The sequence below is a fragment of the Pseudomonas sp. R3-18-08 genome (genome assembly GCF_003852065.1).
Taxonomy (GTDB): domain Bacteria; phylum Pseudomonadota; class Gammaproteobacteria; order Pseudomonadales; family Pseudomonadaceae; genus Aquipseudomonas.
Genome location: NZ_CP027729.1, coordinates 3,291,006 through 3,310,240, shown reverse-complemented (window position 1 = coordinate 3,310,240; position 19,235 = coordinate 3,291,006). Strand labels below are relative to the sequence as shown.

At 62.5% G+C, this 19,235-nt stretch carries 21 protein-coding genes; 10 read left to right on the top strand and 11 right to left on the bottom strand.

Going from position 1 to position 19,235, the window contains the following annotated elements:
• The first annotated feature begins 132 nt into the window (after positions 1 to 132).
• Both C4J92_RS15105 and nudC read left to right on the top strand, forming a co-directional pair.
• The gene (locus tag C4J92_RS15105) at positions 133 to 945 is read left to right on the top strand and encodes a crotonase/enoyl-CoA hydratase family protein (protein WP_124404436.1); all 813 of its coding nucleotides are present in this window, start codon (positions 133 to 135) and stop codon (positions 943 to 945) included.
• Between the two features lie 5 nt (positions 946 to 950).
• Positions 951 to 1,784, top strand: a complete 834-nt coding sequence (gene nudC, locus C4J92_RS15100; RefSeq protein ID WP_124370951.1) for an NAD(+) diphosphatase — start codon at positions 951 to 953, stop codon at positions 1,782 to 1,784.
• Here nudC and C4J92_RS15095 read toward each other — a convergent pair.
• From C4J92_RS15095 to C4J92_RS15060, 8 genes are all read right to left on the bottom strand, one after another.
• Complete coding sequence (locus tag C4J92_RS15095) at positions 1,752 to 2,531, bottom strand: TSUP family transporter (RefSeq protein WP_124404435.1); 780 nt, start codon at positions 2,529 to 2,531, stop codon at positions 1,752 to 1,754. The genes nudC and C4J92_RS15095 overlap by 33 nt on opposite strands.
• Before the next feature lie 177 nt (positions 2,532 to 2,708).
• The gene (gene pcsA, locus C4J92_RS15090; RefSeq protein ID WP_124363153.1) at positions 2,709 to 3,425 is read right to left on the bottom strand and encodes a phosphatidylcholine synthase; all 717 of its coding nucleotides are present in this window, start codon (positions 3,423 to 3,425) and stop codon (positions 2,709 to 2,711) included.
• A gap of 148 nt (positions 3,426 to 3,573) precedes the next feature.
• Positions 3,574 to 4,494, bottom strand: a complete 921-nt coding sequence (locus C4J92_RS15085) for a class I SAM-dependent methyltransferase (RefSeq protein WP_124404434.1) — start codon at positions 4,492 to 4,494, stop codon at positions 3,574 to 3,576.
• 49 nt (positions 4,495 to 4,543) lie between these two features.
• Entirely contained in the window at positions 4,544 to 5,032 is a 489-nt protein-coding gene (locus tag C4J92_RS15080; RefSeq protein WP_124404433.1) for a DUF1289 domain-containing protein, read from the bottom strand.
• 131 nt (positions 5,033 to 5,163) lie between these two features.
• Positions 5,164 to 6,414 (bottom strand): ribonucleotide-diphosphate reductase subunit beta, encoded by a 1,251-nt coding sequence (locus C4J92_RS15075; protein WP_124367292.1) that lies wholly within the window; start codon positions 6,412 to 6,414, stop codon positions 5,164 to 5,166.
• 225 nt (positions 6,415 to 6,639) lie between these two features.
• Entirely contained in the window at positions 6,640 to 7,356 is a 717-nt protein-coding gene (locus C4J92_RS15070; protein ID WP_124404432.1) for an ABC transporter ATP-binding protein, read from the bottom strand.
• A complete protein-coding gene (locus C4J92_RS15065; protein ID WP_124404431.1) occupies positions 7,353 to 8,174 on the bottom strand; it encodes an ABC transporter permease in 822 nt (273 codons plus the stop codon). The genes C4J92_RS15070 and C4J92_RS15065 overlap by 4 nt, the downstream gene beginning before the upstream one ends.
• 10 nt (positions 8,175 to 8,184) lie before the next feature.
• Positions 8,185 to 9,141: an aliphatic sulfonate ABC transporter substrate-binding protein gene (locus tag C4J92_RS15060; RefSeq protein WP_124404430.1), complete on the bottom strand. Its 957-nt coding sequence runs from the start codon at positions 9,139 to 9,141 to the stop codon at positions 8,185 to 8,187.
• Positions 9,142 to 9,456: 315 nt separating this feature from the next.
• On the opposite strand from C4J92_RS15060, the gene C4J92_RS15055 reads away from it, so the two are divergent.
• On the top strand, positions 9,457 to 9,672 hold the full coding sequence (locus tag C4J92_RS15055) for a molybdopterin-binding protein (RefSeq protein ID WP_003173733.1): 216 nt from the start codon (positions 9,457 to 9,459) through the stop codon (positions 9,670 to 9,672).
• Positions 9,673 to 9,692: 20 nt separating this feature from the next.
• On the opposite strand, the gene C4J92_RS15050 is transcribed toward C4J92_RS15055, so the two are convergent.
• The 3 genes from C4J92_RS15050 to C4J92_RS15040 form a co-directional block, all read right to left on the bottom strand.
• Complete coding sequence (locus C4J92_RS15050; protein ID WP_124404429.1) at positions 9,693 to 10,166, bottom strand: hypothetical protein; 474 nt, start codon at positions 10,164 to 10,166, stop codon at positions 9,693 to 9,695.
• 295 nt (positions 10,167 to 10,461) lie between these two features.
• Positions 10,462 to 11,607: a MalY/PatB family protein gene (locus tag C4J92_RS15045; protein WP_124404428.1), complete on the bottom strand. Its 1,146-nt coding sequence runs from the start codon at positions 11,605 to 11,607 to the stop codon at positions 10,462 to 10,464.
• A 78-nt stretch (positions 11,608 to 11,685) separates the two neighbouring features.
• Entirely contained in the window at positions 11,686 to 12,537 is an 852-nt protein-coding gene (locus C4J92_RS15040; protein WP_124363144.1) for a LysR substrate-binding domain-containing protein, read from the bottom strand.
• 243 nt (positions 12,538 to 12,780) lie between these two features.
• Here C4J92_RS15040 and C4J92_RS15035 point away from each other — a divergent pair, with 243 nt between their 5' ends.
• Genes C4J92_RS15035 through C4J92_RS15005 form a run of 7 tightly spaced genes read left to right on the top strand, consistent with a single transcriptional unit; the run spans position 12,781 to position 19,229 of the window.
• Positions 12,781 to 13,602, top strand: coding sequence for a transporter substrate-binding domain-containing protein (locus C4J92_RS15035; protein ID WP_124404427.1), 822 nt, complete (start codon positions 12,781 to 12,783; stop codon positions 13,600 to 13,602).
• A 1-nt stretch (position 13,603) separates the two neighbouring features.
• Entirely contained in the window at positions 13,604 to 14,410 is an 807-nt protein-coding gene (locus C4J92_RS15030; RefSeq protein WP_124404426.1) for a transporter substrate-binding domain-containing protein, read from the top strand.
• The gene (locus tag C4J92_RS15025; RefSeq protein WP_124404425.1) at positions 14,403 to 15,824 is read left to right on the top strand and encodes an FAD-binding oxidoreductase; all 1,422 of its coding nucleotides are present in this window, start codon (positions 14,403 to 14,405) and stop codon (positions 15,822 to 15,824) included. The genes C4J92_RS15030 and C4J92_RS15025 overlap by 8 nt, the downstream gene beginning before the upstream one ends.
• Complete coding sequence (locus C4J92_RS15020) at positions 15,821 to 17,023, top strand: aminotransferase class I/II-fold pyridoxal phosphate-dependent enzyme (RefSeq protein ID WP_124404424.1); 1,203 nt, start codon at positions 15,821 to 15,823, stop codon at positions 17,021 to 17,023. The genes C4J92_RS15025 and C4J92_RS15020 overlap by 4 nt, the downstream gene beginning before the upstream one ends.
• Complete coding sequence (locus tag C4J92_RS15015; protein WP_124404423.1) at positions 17,020 to 17,745, top strand: amino acid ABC transporter permease; 726 nt, start codon at positions 17,020 to 17,022, stop codon at positions 17,743 to 17,745. Before C4J92_RS15020 ends, C4J92_RS15015 begins: the two co-directional genes overlap by 4 nt.
• Positions 17,735 to 18,418, top strand: a complete 684-nt coding sequence (locus C4J92_RS15010) for an amino acid ABC transporter permease (protein ID WP_124363138.1) — start codon at positions 17,735 to 17,737, stop codon at positions 18,416 to 18,418. Before C4J92_RS15015 ends, C4J92_RS15010 begins: the two co-directional genes overlap by 11 nt.
• A complete protein-coding gene (locus C4J92_RS15005) occupies positions 18,405 to 19,229 on the top strand; it encodes an amino acid ABC transporter ATP-binding protein (protein WP_124404422.1) in 825 nt (274 codons plus the stop codon). Before C4J92_RS15010 ends, C4J92_RS15005 begins: the two co-directional genes overlap by 14 nt.
• Positions 19,230 to 19,235: the final 6 nt, after the last annotated feature.

Sequence of the window (19,235 nt, the reverse complement as noted above, 5' to 3'; positions counted from 1 at the left end):
CACAGGGGCGGCTTAAAGCGCCAAGGATGGCGCCTGGCAAGGTTTTTTGCCAGTCCCGCTTTTGGCCGATGCGCCGTTGCCTGCCCTTGTTATAGTTCGGGCCTTATCACTCGCCAGTCAGGGATCACGGCCATGTCCGAATACCAAGCGTTCGTTGTGGAACTCAGCGGCAACGTTGCCCATGTGCAGATCAATCGCCCGGAAAAGATCAACGCGATGAACGCGGCGTTCTGGAGCGAAATCATCGAGATCTTCCAATGGGTCGACGACACCGATGCTGTGCGTGCCGTGGTGCTCAGTGGTGCCGGCAAGCATTTTTCTTCCGGTATCGACCTGATGCTGCTGGCCTCGGTGGCCAATGAGTTGGGCAAGGATGTGGGCCGCAATGCGCGTCTGCTGCGGCGCAAGATCCTCGGGCTGCAAGCCTCGTTCAATGCGGTCGACAACTGCCGCAAGCCGGTACTGGCCGCGATCCACGGCTACTGCATCGGCGGCGCCATTGACCTGATCAGCGCCTGCGACATGCGCTACGCCGCCGAGGACGCGCAGTTCTCGATCAAGGAAATCGACATGGGCATGGCCGCCGACGTCGGCACCTTGCAACGCCTGCCCCGCATCGTCGGCGACGGTATGTTGCGCGAACTGGCCTACACCGGTCGTCAGTTCGGAGCCGAGGAGGCGCGCAGCATCGGCCTGGTCAATCGCGTGTTTGCCGACCAGCAAAGCCTGTTGGCCGGGGTCATGGCCATTGCCCATGAAATCGCCGCCAAGTCGCCGATTGCCGTGGCCGGTACCAAGGCCATGATCAGCTATATGCGCGACCATACCCTCAACGACGGCTTGGAATACGTTGCCACCTGGAACTCGGCTATGTTGCAATCCAACGACCTGCGCGTGGCCATCGCCGCCCATATGAGCAAGCAGGCACCCGAATTCTTGGATTGATCAATATGACCCCAGGCTGGATTACCACAACGCTGCTGGACAATGACGCCGCAGGCGGCTGGGCCGTCGCCCGCAGCCGCGACGGCTTTTTGCAGGATGCCAATGGGCCTCTGTTCCCTCGGGAGTGGCTCAAGCGCCAGGACCTGTCGGTGTTTGCCGAACACGGCATCGGCCACCTCGATGGCGAGCCGGTGTACCTGCTGGAACTCGACAGTGCAGGAGAAGTACCGGGTTGCAGCTGGCAAGGCCTGCGCGGCTTTATGCTGCAAGGCGATCACACCCTGTACAAAGTGCTGGGCTATGCCGCGCAGATTGGCACCTGGGCGCGCGAGCATCGGTTCTGCGGCAGTTGCGGCCAGGCCATGGTCCAGGTGCCACGGGAGCGCGCGATGTACTGCCAACCCTGCGACCTGCGCAGCTATCCGCGAATTTCGCCGAGCATGATCGTGCTGGTGACCCGGGGCGATGAGGTACTGCTAGCGCGCTCGCCACGCTTTGTCACCGGTGTCTACAGCACCCTGGCCGGCTTTGCCGAGCCGGGTGAGTCGGCCGAAGACTGTTTGATCCGCGAAGTGCGCGAAGAAGTGCAGCTCGAGGTGAAGAACCTGCAATACATGGGCAGCCAGTGCTGGCCGTTCCCGCATTCGATGATGCTGGGTTTCCATGCCGAGTATGCCGGTGGCGACATCGTGCCCCAGGCCGACGAGATCGAAGATGCGCAGTGGTTCAACATCCACGACCTGCCGCCGCTGCCGGCGTCACGCTCGATTGCGCGTTACCTGATCGACCTGTATGTGGCCCGTCGCTTAGGCCACGCTGAACCAGTGCTGCCAGGCTAGGCGCACCGTCAGGCCGAGCACCACGGTGATGAATACCGGGCGAATGAACTTGGCGCCGCCGCTGATTGCGCTGCGCGCGCCAAAGAACGCGCCGCCCATCACCGAGACGCCCATCGCCAGGCCGACCACCCAGTCCACCGAGCCGTTGATGATAAACACCGTCAGCGCCGCCGCATTGCTGACGAAGTTCATGCTGCGCGCCACGCCGCTGGCCTTCACCAGGTCGATCGGGTGCAGCAGCATGGTGCTCACGGTCCAGAACGCACCGGTCCCGGGCCCGGCCACGCCGTCGTAGAAGCCCAGGCCGAAGCCCTGGGTAGCCTGCCATTTCTTCTTGATCGGCGCCTCGGCGTCCAGCGGTGCCTTGGGCGTGCCGCCGAACAGCAGGTACACCCCGCAGGCGAACACGATCACCGGCAGCATCTTGTTCAGGGTCTCGGCGGGCAAATAGTGCGCGACCACAGCGCCGGTCAGCGCGCCGATCAAGGTACCGACGATGGCATGCACCCACTGGCGCGGGTGGAACAGCTTGCGGCGGTAGAACGTGAAGCTGGCGGTGGCCGAGCCAAAGGTGGAACTGAGTTTATTGGTGCCCAGCACCAGGTGCGGCGGCATGCCGGCAGTCAACAGGGCAGGGGTGGTAAGCAAGCCACCCCCGCCGGCGATGGCGTCGATGAAACCGGCGATAAAAGCCACGACGGCGAGAATGGCGAGGGTGGTCAGGTCAACGCTGAGTTCTAAGGGCATGGGCAGGGCTTATTGTTGGGTGGGCACGCAGGCCCGCCATCTTACCTGCCGGATGTGGGCATAACCAAATGTGGGAGGGGGCTTGCTCCCGATGGCGGTCTGTCAGTGACAAATAAGCTGACTGATCCTCCGCTATCGGGAGCAAGCCCCCTCCCACATTTTACTGTGTTCGCCTGGCTATTTATGGGTGCCCATCCACTCCAGCGCCGTACGCCAGATGCAAATACCCAGGAAGTACGCCGACATCAGCGACCATAACCCGAACGTCCACGGGTTGGTGTTCGGATAATCCACCACCATCAGGAAGCTGCATAGCAGCCAGATCGTGGTTACCGCGATATTGATCGGCATGAACCGCTTGACCCGGAACGGGTGCAGGAACTTCATCGGCGTCACGGTCAGCAGCGCCAGGCCGATTACAGTGAGCAAGGTGATCCAGGCGTCGGGCTGGATGATGTATACACACAAGGCCACCACGTTCCATGCCGCCGGGAAGCCGACGAAATAGTTGTCCTTGCTCTTCATGTTGACGTTGCAGAAGCAGAACAGCGACGACACCAGGATCACCGACACCGCAAACAGGTGGGTGAAGTCCGGCAGGTCGATATAGCGGTAGATAAACAGCGCGGGGATGAATACGTAGGTGAGGTAATCGATCACCAGGTCCAATACCGAGCCGTCAAAGCTGGGCAATACCGTGCTGACATTGACCCGTCGCGCCAGGGAGCCGTCGACGCCATCCACCACCAATGCCAGGCCCAGCCACAGCAAGCAGGCCTTGGGGGAGTTTTCCAGCAGCGCCAGGGTGGCCAGGAATGCCAGTACCACACCGGTGGCGGTAAAGCCGTGGGCGCCCCAGGCTTTGATTCTGGCTACATGCAGGGTCGATATCACGGGCGGTTCTCCAAAGGGTCAAACGGGGCAGCCGACAGCGTAACGCTGTCGAGTCTGGCCGGGGAATGCAGGTATCGACCGGGAAGGCAGGGATAAGGTTCACCGCCCGGCGTATGGCTTAGCGTAGCAAGCGTAGGACTTTTCGGCATCAGCCTTGGCGAAACACCAGCGCCTTCAACCCGCTTTGCGGGTCGATATCCGGGAATTCCGGTGGGTTTGCCAGGCGTTCTACAAAGCGCAGGCCCGGTGCCTCGCGGGTGACGCCGTCGATCAGGAAGTCTTCGCCAAAGGCCGGATCGTTCATGCACGCCAGCACCGTGCCCTGGGCCGTGAGCAAATCCGGCAGGCGGCGCAGTACGCGCTGGTAATCCTTGGTCAACAGAAAGCTGCCTTTCTGAAAGGAGGGCGGGTCGATGATCACCAGGTCATAGGGGCCGCTGTTGGTGACTTTGGCCCAGGACTTGAACAGGTCGTGGCCCAGAAAGCTTACTTTGCTCAAGTCGTGCCCATTCAGACGATGGTTGTCACGGCCACGGCTCAGGGCGCCACGGGCCATGTCCAGGTTCACCACGTGGTCGGCGCCGCCTTCGATCGCGGCCACGGAGAATCCGCAGGTGTAGGCAAACAGATTAAGCACGCGCTGGCCCCTGGCTTGCTCGCGCACCCAGTTGCGCCCGTAACGCATGTCGAGGAACAGGCCGCTGTTCTGCTTTTTACCCAGGTCGATCAGGTAACGCAGGCCGCCTTCGGTGATGGTCAGCTCATCGATTGCCTCGCCCACCAGCCACTCGGTGGCGCTTTGCGGCAGGTAGCGGTGTTGCAGCGCCACGGTATGGGCGCCGAAGCCGGCCCAGTCGATCTGCAACAACTGCTGCTTCAAGGCCTGCAGATGCTCGGTTTCCTTGAACAGCGCTACCAGCACCACGCCTTGCAGCCAGTCCACCGTCACCTGCTCAAGGCCCGGCCAGCAGCGGCCACGGCCGTGAAACAGGCGCCGGGTTTCAGCCGGAGCGCCGGCCAGGGCGGTGAGCAGATGGGCGTGCAGGGTAGAGAGTGCGTCTGGGGTCATCGTTGAGCGTCAGTCGTTGAGCGGGCGGCATTTTAAACACAAATGCGCATCAGAGCGTGGCGATCAGGGCTGGACCAAAGGAATCGCGCAGAAAAACCGGCGCGATATAGCGCTCGTAATGCGCCTCGGACAACAGGAAAAACTCCCGGTCAATCGCATCGCGCAGGTCCGTGAGGCTACGTTCACGAAACTCCGGCAGCAACGCCAACCCATAGGCGTCCAGCTTCGACATCACCCGCGCACCCCGCGCAATCAGCTGGTATGCCCAGCAATACGGCGACTGTTGCGGCATGAAGCGAATCTTGCGGTCTTCCAGTTGTTGGCGCAGACGCTGCGGGTCGAAGACTTCCAGCTTGCTGGCCATGACCTGCACCAACAACTGCTCGAGGCGCAGCCACACCGCGTGTTTTTCCTCGGCGTTATAGCCGTTCCACTGGATCACTTCGTGGTGGTAACGCTTGCAGCCCCGACAGACCAGGTCACCGTAGACGGTGGAACACAGGCCTACACAGGGCGTCTTGATGGTTTGGTTGGGCATAAAGGGCAATTTCGTTCTCAATGTGGGAGGGGGCTTGCTCCCGATAGCAGTGGTTCAGTTAAAGCAGCTGTGACTGATACACCGCTATCGGGAGCAAGCCCCCTCCCACATGTTGGATCTGTGCTGTTAAATCAATCCCAGCTCAACGCGCCGCCGGTCTGATACTCGATCACACGGGTCTCAAAGAAATTCTTCTCTTTCTTCAAGTCCATGATCTCGCTCATCCACGGAAACGGATTCGTCGTCCCTGGATACTCTTCCTTCAACCCAATCTGCGACAAACGACGGTTAGCGATGAACTTGAGGTAATCCTCCATCATCGCCGCATTCATGCCGAGCACGCCACGCGGCATGGTATCGCGCGCATATTCGATCTCCAGCTGGGTCCCCTGCAAAATCATCTGGGTCGCTTCTTCCTTCATCTCGGCATCCCACAGGTGCGGGTTTTCGATTTTGATCTGGTTGATCACATCGATACCGAAGTTCAGGTGCATCGACTCGTCGCGCAGGATGTACTGGAACTGCTCGGCCACACCGGTCATTTTGTTGCGGCGGCCCATGGAAAGGATCTGGGTGAAGCCGCAATAGAAGAAGATGCCTTCCAGCACGCAGTAGTAGGCGACCAGGTTGCGCAGCAGTTCCTTGTCGGTGTCGACGGTGCCGGTTTCGAACTTCGGATCGGAGATCGAACGGGTGTATTTCAGGCCCCAGGCGGCCTTTTTGGCCACCGATGGAATCTCGTGGTACATGTTGAAGATCTCGCCTTCATCCATGGCCAACGATTCGATGCAGTACTGGTAGGCGTGGGTGTGGATCGCTTCTTCGAAGGCCTGGCGCAGGATGTACTGGCGGCACTCCGGGTTGGTGATCAGGCGGTATACGGCCAGCACCAGGTTGTTCGCAACCAGGGAGTCGGCGGTGGAGAAGAAGCCGAGGTTGCGCATGACGATGCGGCGTTCGTCGTCGGTCAGGCCTTCGGGGTCTTTCCACAGGGCGATGTCGGCGGTCATGTTGACCTCTTGCGGCATCCAGTGGTTGGCGCAGCCGTCGAGGTATTTCTGCCAGGCCCAGTCGTACTTGAAAGGCACGAGTTGGTTGAGGTCGGCGCGGCAGTTGATCATGCGTTTTTCGTCAACGGCGACGCGGGCGGAGGCGCCTTCGAGTTCGGCGAGGCCTTCGGCGACGTCGAGTTTGTCCAGGGCGGCCTTGGCGCGCACGATGGCGGCGGAGTCATTGGCGGTGACGGCGCGGGCTTCGATGGCGGCAGCAGCGCCGGCACCGTCGAGGCGGTCCATGTTGGCTTCGGTGGCGTGGCCGGCGTTGGCGCCTTTGATCACGGGGGCAACGCTGTCTTCGCTGTCGACTTCATCCCAACTCAGCATCGAAATACTCCTTCCTGATCTGTTTTGACGGTGCGTGGAACCGTCCAAAAATATGCGGTTTGCAGGCTTCAAGGCATTGAAATACGGCGCATAGTGTGGTCGGAAATTACCGAGGCTGCACACTATATAGTGGTCCGTTCTGTTTGTGGGCACACTATATGGTGTGTGGCGGCGATGGTCAACGCGCAAGTCGGAGCCTGGGCGTTGACCGCTGGAAGGGAAAACTCAGATGACGTGGGCGTGTTGCAGCTCGGTCAGGCACAGCGCCTTGAGCCGAGCCAGCGACGGATCGCGCCGGTCCCGCGGGTGCGGCAAATCCACCGCCAGCACCTGGCGAATGCTGCTGGGCCGATTGCCCATCACCAATACCCGGTCGCTGAGGTACAGCGCCTCGTCCACATCATGGGTCACCAGCAGCAAGGCGATGGCATGGTGTTCGGCCAGTTGCAGCAGCAGGTCCTGCAGCTTCATGCGCGTGAACGCATCCACGGCGCTGAACGGTTCATCCAGCAGCAACACCTGCGGCCGTGAATACAGGCCACGTGCGATCGCGACCCGTTGCGCCATGCCGCCGGACAACGCCTTGGGCAGCGCCTGGGCAAAACCCGTGAGGCCGACTTCTTCGATCAACTGCGTGACCCAGGCCTTGTCGTAGTGATTGTCCGCGCTGAATCCGATGTTTTGCTCCACCGTAAGCCAGGGCATCAACCGTGGTTCCTGGAACACGAAGGCCACCTCGCCGTTGGGGCTGCGCAGTTCGCCCTGATAGTCGTTGTCCAGTCCCGCGACAATGCGCAACAAGGTGCTTTTGCCGCACCCGCTGGGGCCCAGCAGGCTCACGGCTTCGCGCGGTTGCAAGGCCAGGCGCACATCGTTCAAGACGGTGGCGCTGTCGAAGCTTTTGCGCACAACGTGAATGTTCAGCAGCGGTTGCACACTCATTGTCCGGCTCCCTGGAAGGTGTCGCGCCAGGCCAGGCAGCGCTTTTCCAGTGCCGCAAGCAGGCCATCGCTGACCTTGCCGAGCAGCGCCAGCACGATGATCGCCGCCAGCACGATATCCGGCCGCGAGGTTTCCCGCCCATCGCTGAGCAGGTAACCCAGCCCTTTGGTGGCCGCGATCAACTCGGCCGCCACCAGAAACATCCAGGCCAGGCTCAGGCCGCTGCGCAAGCCGGTAAACAGGCCGGGCAGGGCCGCCGGTAAGAGAATGCGACGTACCAGGCGGCGCCGATTGAACCCATACATTTGCCCGACTTCCACCAGCTTGCGATCGATATCGCGGATGGCCGCAACGCCATTGAGGTACACCGGGAAGAACGCGCCAATCGCGATCAGCACGATCTTGGAGGTCTCGTCGATGCCCAGCCACAGCAGCAGCAATGGCACCCAGGCCAGGCTCGGAATCGAGCGCAACCCGGCGAAGGTCGGCTCCAGATAGGCCTCGGCTTCGCGGCTCAAGCCCACCCAGGCGGCGAATACCAAGGCCAGGCTCGCACCAATGGCAAAACCCAGCAGCACCCGCACCAGGCTGGCGCTGATGTGTTTCCACAGGGCGCCTTCGGCGAGGTCCGCCAGGGTCACGGCGATCTCGCTGGGCGCCGGCATCTGGTACGACGGCAGCCAGCCCACGCGCACCACCGCCTCCAGCACCAGCAGGATCAGTACTGGCACCACCAGGCCCTTGAGCCGTTGCGGCCAGGCGCTGCGCTTGATCGGCCGTGGCGGGGCGAGTGGCAGGGCTTGGGTTTTGCTGGTCATCACGCGCTCCTTAGCGGCCGAACGAGGTGTCGAGCAACTGGTCGATCACCTGGTCCACGTTCACCCCTTTGCGCACCAGCTCTTCGGACACCAGGATCGGCGCGGCGGCCTTGGAGGCGAGCACATCCTTGCTGCTCAAGAACGGCGTGCTCAGGTCGGTACGCGACAGCTGCAACTTGGCCACTTCCAACGGCAGGCCGGATTCATCGGCGAGCAGCTTGGCGAACTCATCCGGGTGCTTTATCGCCCAGTCCCGGGCCTTTTCATAGGCGCCCAGTACCGTGGTGATGGTCTGCGGATGCGCCTTGGCGAACTGCTCGGTGACGCTGACCACGCCGTAGCTGTTGAAGTCCTTGTTGCGATACAGCAGGCGCGAACCGGCTTGGATTTGGCTGGCGGCCATATGCGGGTCGAGGCCGGCCCAGGCGTCAACGTCACCTTTTTCCAGGGCGGTGCGGCCGTCCGGATGCTGCAGGTGCACCAGTTCCACATCGTCCTTGTTCAGCCCGGCCTGTTGCAGGCTGCGCAGGGTGAACAGGTAGGGGTCGGTGCCTTTGGTAGCGGCGATTTTCTTGCCCTTGAGGTCGGTGACGCTGTTGAAAGGCGAATCCTTGCGCACCACCAGGGCCGTCCACTCGGCGCGGCTGTACACATACACCGATTTGATCGGGCTGCCGTTGGCCCGGCTCAGCACCGCGGACAAACTGGCGGAAGAGGCGAAATCCACGCCGCCGCTGTTGAGGTATTCCAGCGAACGGTTACTGCCCTGGCTCAATACCCAGCCTACCTTGGAATTCGGCAAGGCTTGTTCAAGCCAACCAAAATGCTTGAGCACCAGGCTGACGGGCGAGTAGTAGGCGTAGTCGAGATTGACTTTTGCCGGATCGGTGTCGGCGGCCTGGGCCAGCGGTTGCAGGCACAAGGCGAGGGCGCATGCGCCAAGTAAGCGTTGGGCGAAGGGTTTCATGGAACAGCTCCGGGCACGTGGGCGTTTAGAGTTTTCTTATATTCAGAAAATTAGTTTGCATATTTCATCATGCTTTTCAGGAATATGCAGTCTCTGTGCCATCTGCGTTGACGCGTGTTTGCGCGTGTGTGCCGAGTGGAGGCTGTGGCGGATGCAGACAGATTGTTGAAGTGCTGTTGGCTGGGCAACAGTTTGTATATATCTATATCGAATAAATAAAGAGTTATATATTCCTTTTATTGTTCTTTCCGAAAGCGCATTTTGAGTGCCTGCGCATTCGTGCGGATTGACTCAACAGCCAAAAGGAAAGCCGACATGACCATTAAAGCGATCAATGTGCGCAACCAGTTCAAGGGCGTGATCAAGGAAATCCTGCTGGGTGAAGTGGTGTCGGAGATCGACGTGCAAACCGCGTCCGGCATCGTCACTTCGGTGATCACCACCCGCTCGGTGCGTGACCTGGAGTTGAAGGTGGGCAGTGAAGTGATTGCCTTTGTGAAATCCACCGAAGTGTCGATCGCCAAGCTTTAAAAAGCCTCAGGCGGGCGCTTTCAATCGACGCGATCAAACACGCTGGCGACGTCTTCGCGACTGAGTACCCCTTTACCGGGTCCGTCGAGCAATTTGAAGGTGCCATCGGCATTGATAGTGATGCCGGTGGAACTGGCCAGGGTCACTGCCGCGCCTGAGCGGCCGTCGAGCAGCTCCCGTAGCGGCTGCTCGCCGTGCAGGGTTTGCCCGATGGTCGTTGCCATGCCTTGCAGGGAACTTGAATTCACCCCGGCTACCAGGATCACATGACTGTTCTTGTCCAGCGATGCCTGCAATCTGTGCATCAATGCTCGAGTATCGCTATTTCCCGGATTCAGGCCCAGTTCCAGATTGCTGCCGGTAAGATGCATCAAGGTGCGATTCTGGTAGGTGGATCCGTTCCAGCCGGTGAGCACTGCCAGCGCCGAGCAGTCCGACAACCCGCGGGTAGCGAGCGGGTCGTGGCCTCCATTCAAAGAGACTGACCGGCCCATTTCAACCTCCACAGTCTTGATGTCTGAACGCGTGCCGGGTGGGTTAGCCAGAGGATGTTTCAGCCCCACAAAGCGCATCAATCGATGCGATGCGGAGGAGGCAGCGGCCTTTAGAGCCGAGCCCGTCGGTGCAGGTTCGCGCGGTGACGGGTTCGGCTTGAATGATTCTGTGAATTGCACAGGGCCGTTGGTTGCAGGGCGTGTCGACAGCATAGGGCGCAAAGCTCCGGGAAGGTTCAGCCGCACAAGGGAATTCCCTTGAGTGCTGAAAAAGCCTTTCGCGGTTCCAGCCCATTCAGCGGTTTTTCAGGCTGCGTTCCATGCGCTGCAGGCCTTCTTCCAGCATCGACCGTGGGCAGCCGAAGTTCAGGCGAACGAACTGCCGGCTGTCATCGCCGAACTCAATGCCGGCGCTCAACCCGACCTTGGCCTGTTCCAGGAAGAACTGCTGCGGGTCTTCCAGGCCCAGGGCGCTGCAATCGAGCCAGGCCAGGAAGGTGCCTTGTGGTGCATGCATCACCACGCCGGGCAGGCGGGTGTGCACGGCATCGAGCAGGTAATCACGGTTGGCTTGCAGGTAGTGCTTCAGCGCGTCGAGCCAGGCGCCGCATTGGCTGTAGGCGGCGCGGGTAGCTTCCAGGCCCAGGGGGCTGACGCTGTCGACCATGCCGCAACGGGCCTGGTTGAAACGCTCGCGGATTTCGGCATTCTGCACCACGGCGAAACAGGTCTTCAGGCCGGCCACGTTATAGGCCTTGCTCGCCGACATCAGCGTGATGGTGCGCTGGGCAATCTCTTCGCTGAGGCTGGCAATCGGGATATGCCGACGGCCGTCAAAGCACAGTTCGGCGTGGATTTCATCGGAGATGATCAGCGCACCGCTTTCCAGGCAGGCATTGGCCACGGCCAGCAGTTCTGCATGAGGGAAGACTTTGCCGATGGGGTTGTGCGGGTTGCTCAACAGCAGCGCACCGGCGCCGCTCACTGCCTGGCGCAGCGCCGGCAGGGGCGTGCGGTATTCGCCCTCGATCCACTCGAACGCTACTTCGATGCGTGGCAAATTCCAGTGCCCGGGCGCCAGGCGAATCGGCCGGTAGTTGGGGGTTTGCAGCACCACCGGCTGGCCTGGCTGGACAAACGCGTGCAAGGCCATATTGAAACCCGGCTCGACGCCCGGCAGGAACAGCAGTTCATCCGGTTGCACGCGCCAGGCGTACTTGGCCCACAGGTCGGCGATGATCGCCTCGCGCACATCCGGGCCAGCGACGCTGTAGCCGAGCACCTGCTGGTCGAGGCGCGCATGCAACGCCTGAAGGATGGCGGGTGGGGCGGCGATGTCCATGTCGGCGATCCACATCGGCAAGACGTCTTGCGGGTAGCGGTTCCACTTGGTGCTGCCGGTGCCGAGGCGTGGGTGGATCGTGTCGAAATCAAAGCTCATGGAGGGGCTCGTATCAGGAAGGCGGGCAGGATAGGGCGGTGATTCTAACGGGATAACATCCAGTTGCCAGCAGCGTGTTTACAAGCCCTGGCTCCCACGAATCAAGTCATAGGCTTTCCTGGCAATCGGGTTGGCCGTGTTCGGGCGGATCCAGAGGTAATACGTCACCTCCGGCAGGCGCGGCAGCCCGTCCGTTTCGCCCAATACGCGCATGTCCGGGCCAAGCATCTCCATGCTGCGCGGCGTCACCCCCAGCCCGGCACGGGTCGCCGCCTTGATCCCGATCAGGTTCGACGCCAGGTACGCCTGGCGCCAGGCAATATTGGCCCGCTCCAGCGCCTCCAGCGCATAGCGCCGGTAAATGCTCGGCTCATCCACCAGAATCAATGGCAACGGCTCGCTGGGCTGGTGAATGTACTGCGCCGAGCAAATCCACCAGACCGGCGAGGTGCGCAAGGCAAACCCTTCCAGGGTGGGGTCGGAGCGGGTGGAAATGACCATGTCGACCTTGCCTCGGTGCAGGTCGTCCATCAGGAACGGGCTGCGCCCCACATCGATTTCCAGGCGCAGGCGCGGCGCCGAGCGGGCGATGTGGCTGAGGATCGGCGGCAGGATGGTATCGGCAATGTCGTGCGGCGAGCCGATACGCAACACGCCGCTCAGGCTGCTTTCACGCAGGGAATTCAGCACCTCGTCATTCAACGACAGCATCTGGCGCGCATGGCGCAGCAACTGCAGGCCGGGCTCGGTCAGTTGCTTTTGCCGCCCGCGCTTCTCGAACAGGCTGACCCCCACCTGCTGCTCCAGGCGCTGCATATGCTGGGTCACGGAAGATTGGGTGCGGGCAAGGTGCAGGCCGGCTTCGGCGAAGCTGTGGTGATCGACCACGGCGATAAAGGTGCGCAACAGTTCTAGGTCGAGGGTCGACATGGCCGGTTCCGGAGGCGGTTTTATATCAACGGTGTGAAGTTAAACATTACATTTTTTTATGTTTGGGGGAAGCCTGTTTTTATTCAGTCCAGCAAAGCATGGCTTATTGCGCAATCGAAGGTGGCGCCTCAAAGGAAAGTTATAACGATATGAGATATTTGCATTTCCGTTGCCCGCCCACTCTCCCTAGCATGCCCCTCCATCAGGTCGGGGCTACGCCGATCATTCGCCAGGGGAAATCCAATGAAGTTGAAGAAATGGTTGCCGGTGGCTCTCGGGTCGATGATCGCCCTGGGCGCCAGCGTGGCGGCGCAGGCCGATGCGACCCTGGACAAGATCAAGCAGCGCCATGTGCTGGTGGTGGGCGTGCTGTTGTCCGGCGGGCCGTTCGGCAGCATCGACCCGACGACGCAACAGCCCAAGGGCTTGAACGTGGACCTGGCCAACGAATTGGGCCGCCAGCTTCAGGCCCAGGTGCAACTGGTGCCGGTACTGCCCGCCAACCGTGTGCAGTTCCTGCAGCAGGGCAAGGTTGATCTGCTGATCGCGAACATGGAATGGACCGCCGAGCGCGGCGAAATCCTCGGGTTTGTGCCTACTCCGTTCTACCGCGTCGGCGGCGCCGCAGCCGTACTCAAGAGCAGCAAGATCGCGCGCTGGGAAGACCTCAAGGACCAGCCGGTGTGCACCTCCCAGGGCAGCAGCTACGTCAAGCCTCTGACCGAATCCGGCGCGCAGATCAAGGCGTTCAAAAGCTCCTCCGAATCGCTGCTGGCCCTGCGCGGTAACAACTGCGTCGCGGCGGTGCATGACGCCACCCTGATCAACCCGCTGATCAACGACAGCGCCGAATGGCAGGACTACCGCGTCATCGGCCCGGAACTCAACCCGGCGCCATCGGTGATCTGGACCCGTCGCGGCGAAAGCGACACCCAGGCCAGGCTCGACCCGATCATCAAGCGACTGCACGGCATCGGCTGGCTGATTGAAGCCCAGACCCGCAACCGCATCAGCCCGGCCTCGCCGGCGCTGGTGGAGTTGCAGCAACAGTTCAAGGGGGCCTGACATGCCGTTCAAAAGCCTCCTCGCGCTCGGCCTGGCCCTGTGCGCAGGCGTGGCCCATGCCGACGCCACCCTCGACAAGATCGGCCAGCGCCACGCCATCAGCGTCGGGGTGATCCTCAGCGGCCCGCCGTTCGGCACCCTCGACCCCAAGACCGGCGAGCACCTGGGTTACAACGTCGAACTGGCCAAGGCCGTCGGCCAGGCGCTGGGCGTCGAGGCCAAGACCGTTTCGGTGCTGGCGCCCAATCGTGTGCAGTTCCTGCAGCAGGGCAAGGTCGACATTCTGATCGCCAATATGCAGTTCACCGAAGAGCGCGCCGAGATCCTCGACTACGTGCCCACGCCGTACGAAGAAGTCGGCGGCGCGGCGTTGATTCGCAAAGGTGCGGGCATCAAGCAGTGGGCCGACCTCAAGGACAAGCCTGTGTGCGTGTCCCAGGGCAGCAACTTCATCAAGCCGTTGCAAGACACCTACGGCGCGCAGATCAAGGCGTTCCGCAGCCAGTCCGAATCGCTGCTGTCGTTGCGCGGCAATGGGTGCGTGGCGGCAGTGCACGTCAGCCCGACCATGCACGCCTTGCTCGGCGACGCCGAGTGGGCCGGTTATGAGATACCGCTGCCGGGTGACCTGATTCCCTCCAACTCGGTGATCTGGATTCGCAAGGGCGAGCACGACACCCAGGCCCGGCTCGATGCCATCGTGAAGGGCTGGCATAAAAGCGGCTTCCTGATTGCCCTGGGCGAGCGCACCGGCATGGCGCCGTCCCAGGCCCTGCGCGATTTGCACGAGCAGTACAGCCATGAGTGATGCGCTGTTCGCCACCCTGCAGCAACTGCTCGGCAACGCCCATGTGCAGAGCAGCGCGCAGGCGGCGCAGTACCTGACCGACAAGCAGGGGCGCTACACCGGCCAGGTCGTCGCGGCGGTGCACCCGGCCAACACTGAAGAAGTGGCGGCGGTGGTGCGTGCCTGCGTGGCATTGAAGGCGCCGATTGTGGTGCAGGGCGGTAACACAGGGCTGATGGCCGGCGCCACGCCGGATGCCAGCGGGCGCTCGGTATTGCTGTTGCTGGACCGGATGAACCGCGTGCGCGATGTCGATACCGACAACGACACCCTGACCGTGGAAGCCGGCTGCATCCTGCACGACGTCCAGGCCACGGCGCGTGCGGCCGGCCGCCTGTTTCCCCTGAGCCTGGGCGCCGAAGGCAGTTGCACCCTCGGTGGCAACCTCGGCACCAATGCCGGTGGCACGGCGGTGCTGCGCTACGGCAATACCCGCGAGCTGACCCTGGGGCTGGAAGTGGTGACGGCCGAAGGCGAGATCTGGCATGGCCTGCGCGGTTTGCGCAAGGACAACACCGGCTACGACCTGCGCGACCTCTACATCGGCAGCGAGGGCACCCTTGGCATTATCACCGCCGCCACCTTGAAGCTGTTCCCGCAGCCCTTGGCCCAGGCCACGGCGCTGCTGGCGTTCGATGAACTGGCCCAGGCCGTCGCCTTCCTGTCCCATGCCCGTGCCGGCTTCGGCGCGAACCTGACTGCCTTCGAATTGCTCTCTGCCGATTGCCTAGCGCTGCTGCGCGAGCAGTTCCCCCAAGGCCCGCAGCCGTTCAAGAGCGCGCGCCAACCCTGGTTCGCCCTGATCGAACTGTCCGACAACCACGGCGAAAGCCATGCCCGCGAAGCCTTCGAACACGTCTTGGGGGAGGCCTTCGAACAGCGATTGATCAGTGATGCGCTGATCGCCGAGAGCCTGGCGCAGAGCCAGGCCCTATGGTTGCTGCGCGAAAACATGAGCGAGGCGCAGAAACGCGCCGGGCGCAACATGAAGCACGATATCTCGGTGCCGATTTCCCAGGTGGTGGCGTTCGTGGCCCAGACCGATGCCTTGTTGCAGCAGCACTTTCCCGGCGTGCGCCACTTCACCTTCGGCCATCTGGGCGACGGCAACCTGCATTACAACGTGGCGCATCCGCTGGGTTCGACGGTGGAGGCGCACATGGCGCACTACGCGCAATTGAGCGCCCTGGTGCACGACAGCGCCCACGCCCACGGCGGCTCGATCAGCGCCGAGCATGGCATCGGCCAGCGTAAGGTCGGCTTGCTGGGGCGCTACAAAAGCGCGGTAGAGCTGGACCTGATGCGCCGCATCAAGCAGGCGCTCGACCCGCACAACCTGCTCAATCCCGGAAAAGTTCTCGAGGTGCAGCCATGAGCGTACGCCTGTCTCGGCGCGTGCAGCGGGTGTCGCTGTCCGCCAACGCCGCCGCCAAATCCCGCGCCACCGAGTTGCGCGAGGCTGGGCGCGACATTCTCGATCTCACCACCGGCGAGCCGGATTTCGACACCCCGGAGCCGGTCAAGCAGGCCGCCTATGCCGCCATCGCCGCCGGCGCGACCAAGTACACGCCGACGCCGGGGGTGAAGGCGTTGCGGCTGGCGGTACAGCGCAAGCTCGCTGCTGAAAACCGCCTGGACTACCCGCTGGCCGGCATCGTGATCGCCAATGGCGCCAAGCAGATCATCTTCAATGCCTTCGCCGCCACGCTGGATGATGGCGACGAGGTGCTGGTGCCGACGCCTTACTGGCCGTCGTTCCCGGACAGCGTGCGTTTCAACGGCGGCGAGCCGGTGTTGATCGAATGCGGCCTGGAGCAAGGCTGCAAGTTGCTGCCGGCCCAACTGGAACAGCATCTCACCCCGCGCACGCGCTGGTTGATTCTCAACAGTCCGGGCAACCCCAGTGGCGCGGTGTACAGCCAGGCCGAGCTGACGGCGCTGGCCGAGGTGTTGCGCCGCCATCCCCAAGTGCTGATCCTGCTGGATGAACTGTATGAACATATTCGTTTCGACGGCCGCCCGGCGCAGAGCCTGTTGAATGTCGCCCCGGACCTGCAGACGCGTTGCCTGCTGGTGGGCGGCGTGTCCAAGACCTACGCCATGACTGGCTGGCGTATCGGCTTCGGCGCCGGACCGCAAACGCTCACCGACGCCATGACGGTGGTGCAGTCGCAATCCACCTCCGGTGCGTCATCGGTGGGCCAGGCCGCCGCGTTGGCGGCGTATTCCGGCGGACTGGATTTTCTCGCGGAACAGGTCGCCACTTATCAAGTGCGTCGGGACAGGCTGGTCCAGGCGTTGAGGCAGGTCGACGGCCTTGACGTGCTCGAGCCCCAAGGCGGTTTCTTCGTGTTTGTGCGCTGCGCCGGGCTGCTGGGACGCTTGCGCCCGGATGGCCTGCGCCTGGACGACGACGCTGATGTGGTCGCCTGGCTGCTGGAACAGGGCGTGGCGGCGGTGGCGGGCAGCGCCTATGGCCTGTCGCCGTGGTTTCGCCTGTCCATTGCCACGGCGACCGACAGCGTTGTCGAGGCCGGACGGCGTATCGCCAACGCCTGCGAGCAGTTGCGATGATGGAAGTGTTCGTGCACTGGGCCGCCGGTATTGGCCTGAACTACAGCTTTCTGCTCGATGCCTACCAGCGCGGCTCCCTGGTCCAGGGGGCGTTGACCACGGGTTTGCTGTGCCTGTTCACGGTCATCGGCAGTCTGCTGGCGGGCATCGGCCTGGCGGCGATGCTCACCTCGGGCAACCCGTGGTTGGCCAGGCCTGCGCGGGTATTTATCGAAGTCACACGCAATACGCCCACCCTGGTGCAGCTGTACTGCGCGTTCCTGGTGCTGAACATGCTGCTGACCCAGGCGGTCGGCGCGGCCAACCCGCTGACGCCGTTCGCCTGGGTGGTGATCGTGATTTCCCTGCACAAGGGCGCGTTCCATGCCGAGGCCTTGCGCGCCGGCATCGAGGCGGTGCCCGCGGTGACGCTGGAGGCCGCCAGTTCCCTGGCCTTCAGCCGCCGCCAACTGCTGTGGAATGTGCAACTGCCGCTGGCGCTGCGCTTTGCCTTGCCGTCGCTGATCAACAACCTGATCGACCTGGTGAAGATGACTGCCGTGGCCTCGGCCATCGCGGTGGGCGACATCACCTACGCGGCGATCATGATCTGGACCCAGAGCGACAACGTGCTGGAGCTGATGATCCTGATCCTCGGCTTTTTCGGCCTGCTGAGCTTTATCGTCAATTGTGTGGGGCGCTGGCTCGAAGCGCGCCTGAGGATGCCCGGCTATGGCCACTGATTCATTTGCGGTGCTGTCGGCCTTGCTGCAATGGTCGCCGGCGCTGCTGGCCGGTTTCGGCCAGAACATTCTGATCAGCCTGCTGGCGATTGCCATCGGCTCGGTGCTGGGCCTGTTGATTGGCGCACTGGCGCTGTCGCCCCTGGGGTTTGTCGCACGGCTGTGGGTGCAGGTGTTTCGCAATGCGCCGTGGCTGGTGCTGATCTATTTCACCACCTACGTGTTTCCGTTCGAAATCCACATTGGCAACAGCTACGTGTCGTTCCCCGATTGGGTCAAGGTCACCCTCGGCCTGGCGCTGCCGGCCAGCGCCAACGTGGCGGAGATCTTTCGCGGCGCCATCGGTTCGATCCCCAGCACCCAGTGGGAAGCTGCGCGCTCGCTGGCCTTCACCCGTGGCCAGTTGTTCCGCTCGATCATCCTGCCGCAGTGCTTCAAGCGCATGTTGCCGCCCTGGATGAACCTTTATGCCGTGGTCACCATGGGCACCGCGCTGGCCTCGCTGGTGGGCGTGCATGACGTGATCGATACCGCGCAGATCGCCAGCAACACGGTGAACATGACCGGCTTCACGGTGGTGATCTACCTGAGCCTGTTGGTGCTGTTCTTCGCCTATTGCTACCCGATCTCCCGTCTCACCCAACACCTGGAGCGCCGTTATGCCTTCTATTGAACCCTTGGTGAGCCTGCGGGATGTGCACCTGTCGTTCGGCGCCAACCCGGTGCTCAAGGGCATCGATCTTGAGGTGCTGCGCGGCCAGGCGGTGTCGATCATCGGCCCGTCGGGCTCGGGCAAGTCCACGATCCTGCGCTGCATCACCGGGCTGCTGCAGCCCCAGCGCGGCAGCATCCGCGTGGGCCAGACCCAGGTCGACACCCTGGCCCAGGAAGCCCAGCGCATCGAGCTGCGCAAGCGCGTCGGCTTTGTGTTCCAGCAGTACAACCTGTTTCCGCACCTGTCGGTGCTGGAAAACCTGGTGATCGCGCCGCGCAAGGTGCTCGGGCGCAACCGCGCCGAGGCGGAAAAAGACGCGCGGGCGCTGCTGGCCAAAGTGCGCATGGAGCACAAGGCCGATGCCTACCCCGGCCAATTGTCCGGCGGCCAGCAACAGCGCGTGGCGATTGCGCGCGCCCTGGCGATGCGCCCGGAGCTGATCCTGTTCGATGAAGTGACCTCGGCGCTCGACCCGGAAACCGTCGGCGAAGTGCTGACGGTGATCCGCGAACTCACCGAAGAGGGCATGACGTGCGTGCTGGTCACCCACGAAATGCGCTTCGCCGAAGAGATCAGCGATGTCGTGTACTTCACCGAACACGGGATGATTGTCGAGCATGGCAGCGCCGCACACATCTTCCAGAACCCGGCCAACGAGCGCACCCAGACGTTCCTGCGCCATGCCCTGGGCGACGCGGGGCGCCGTGGCCCGATTGCCCACGACCCGTACCTGCTGGCCAATTTGAGCCGCTACAGCCTGTCTGTCTGACCTGAG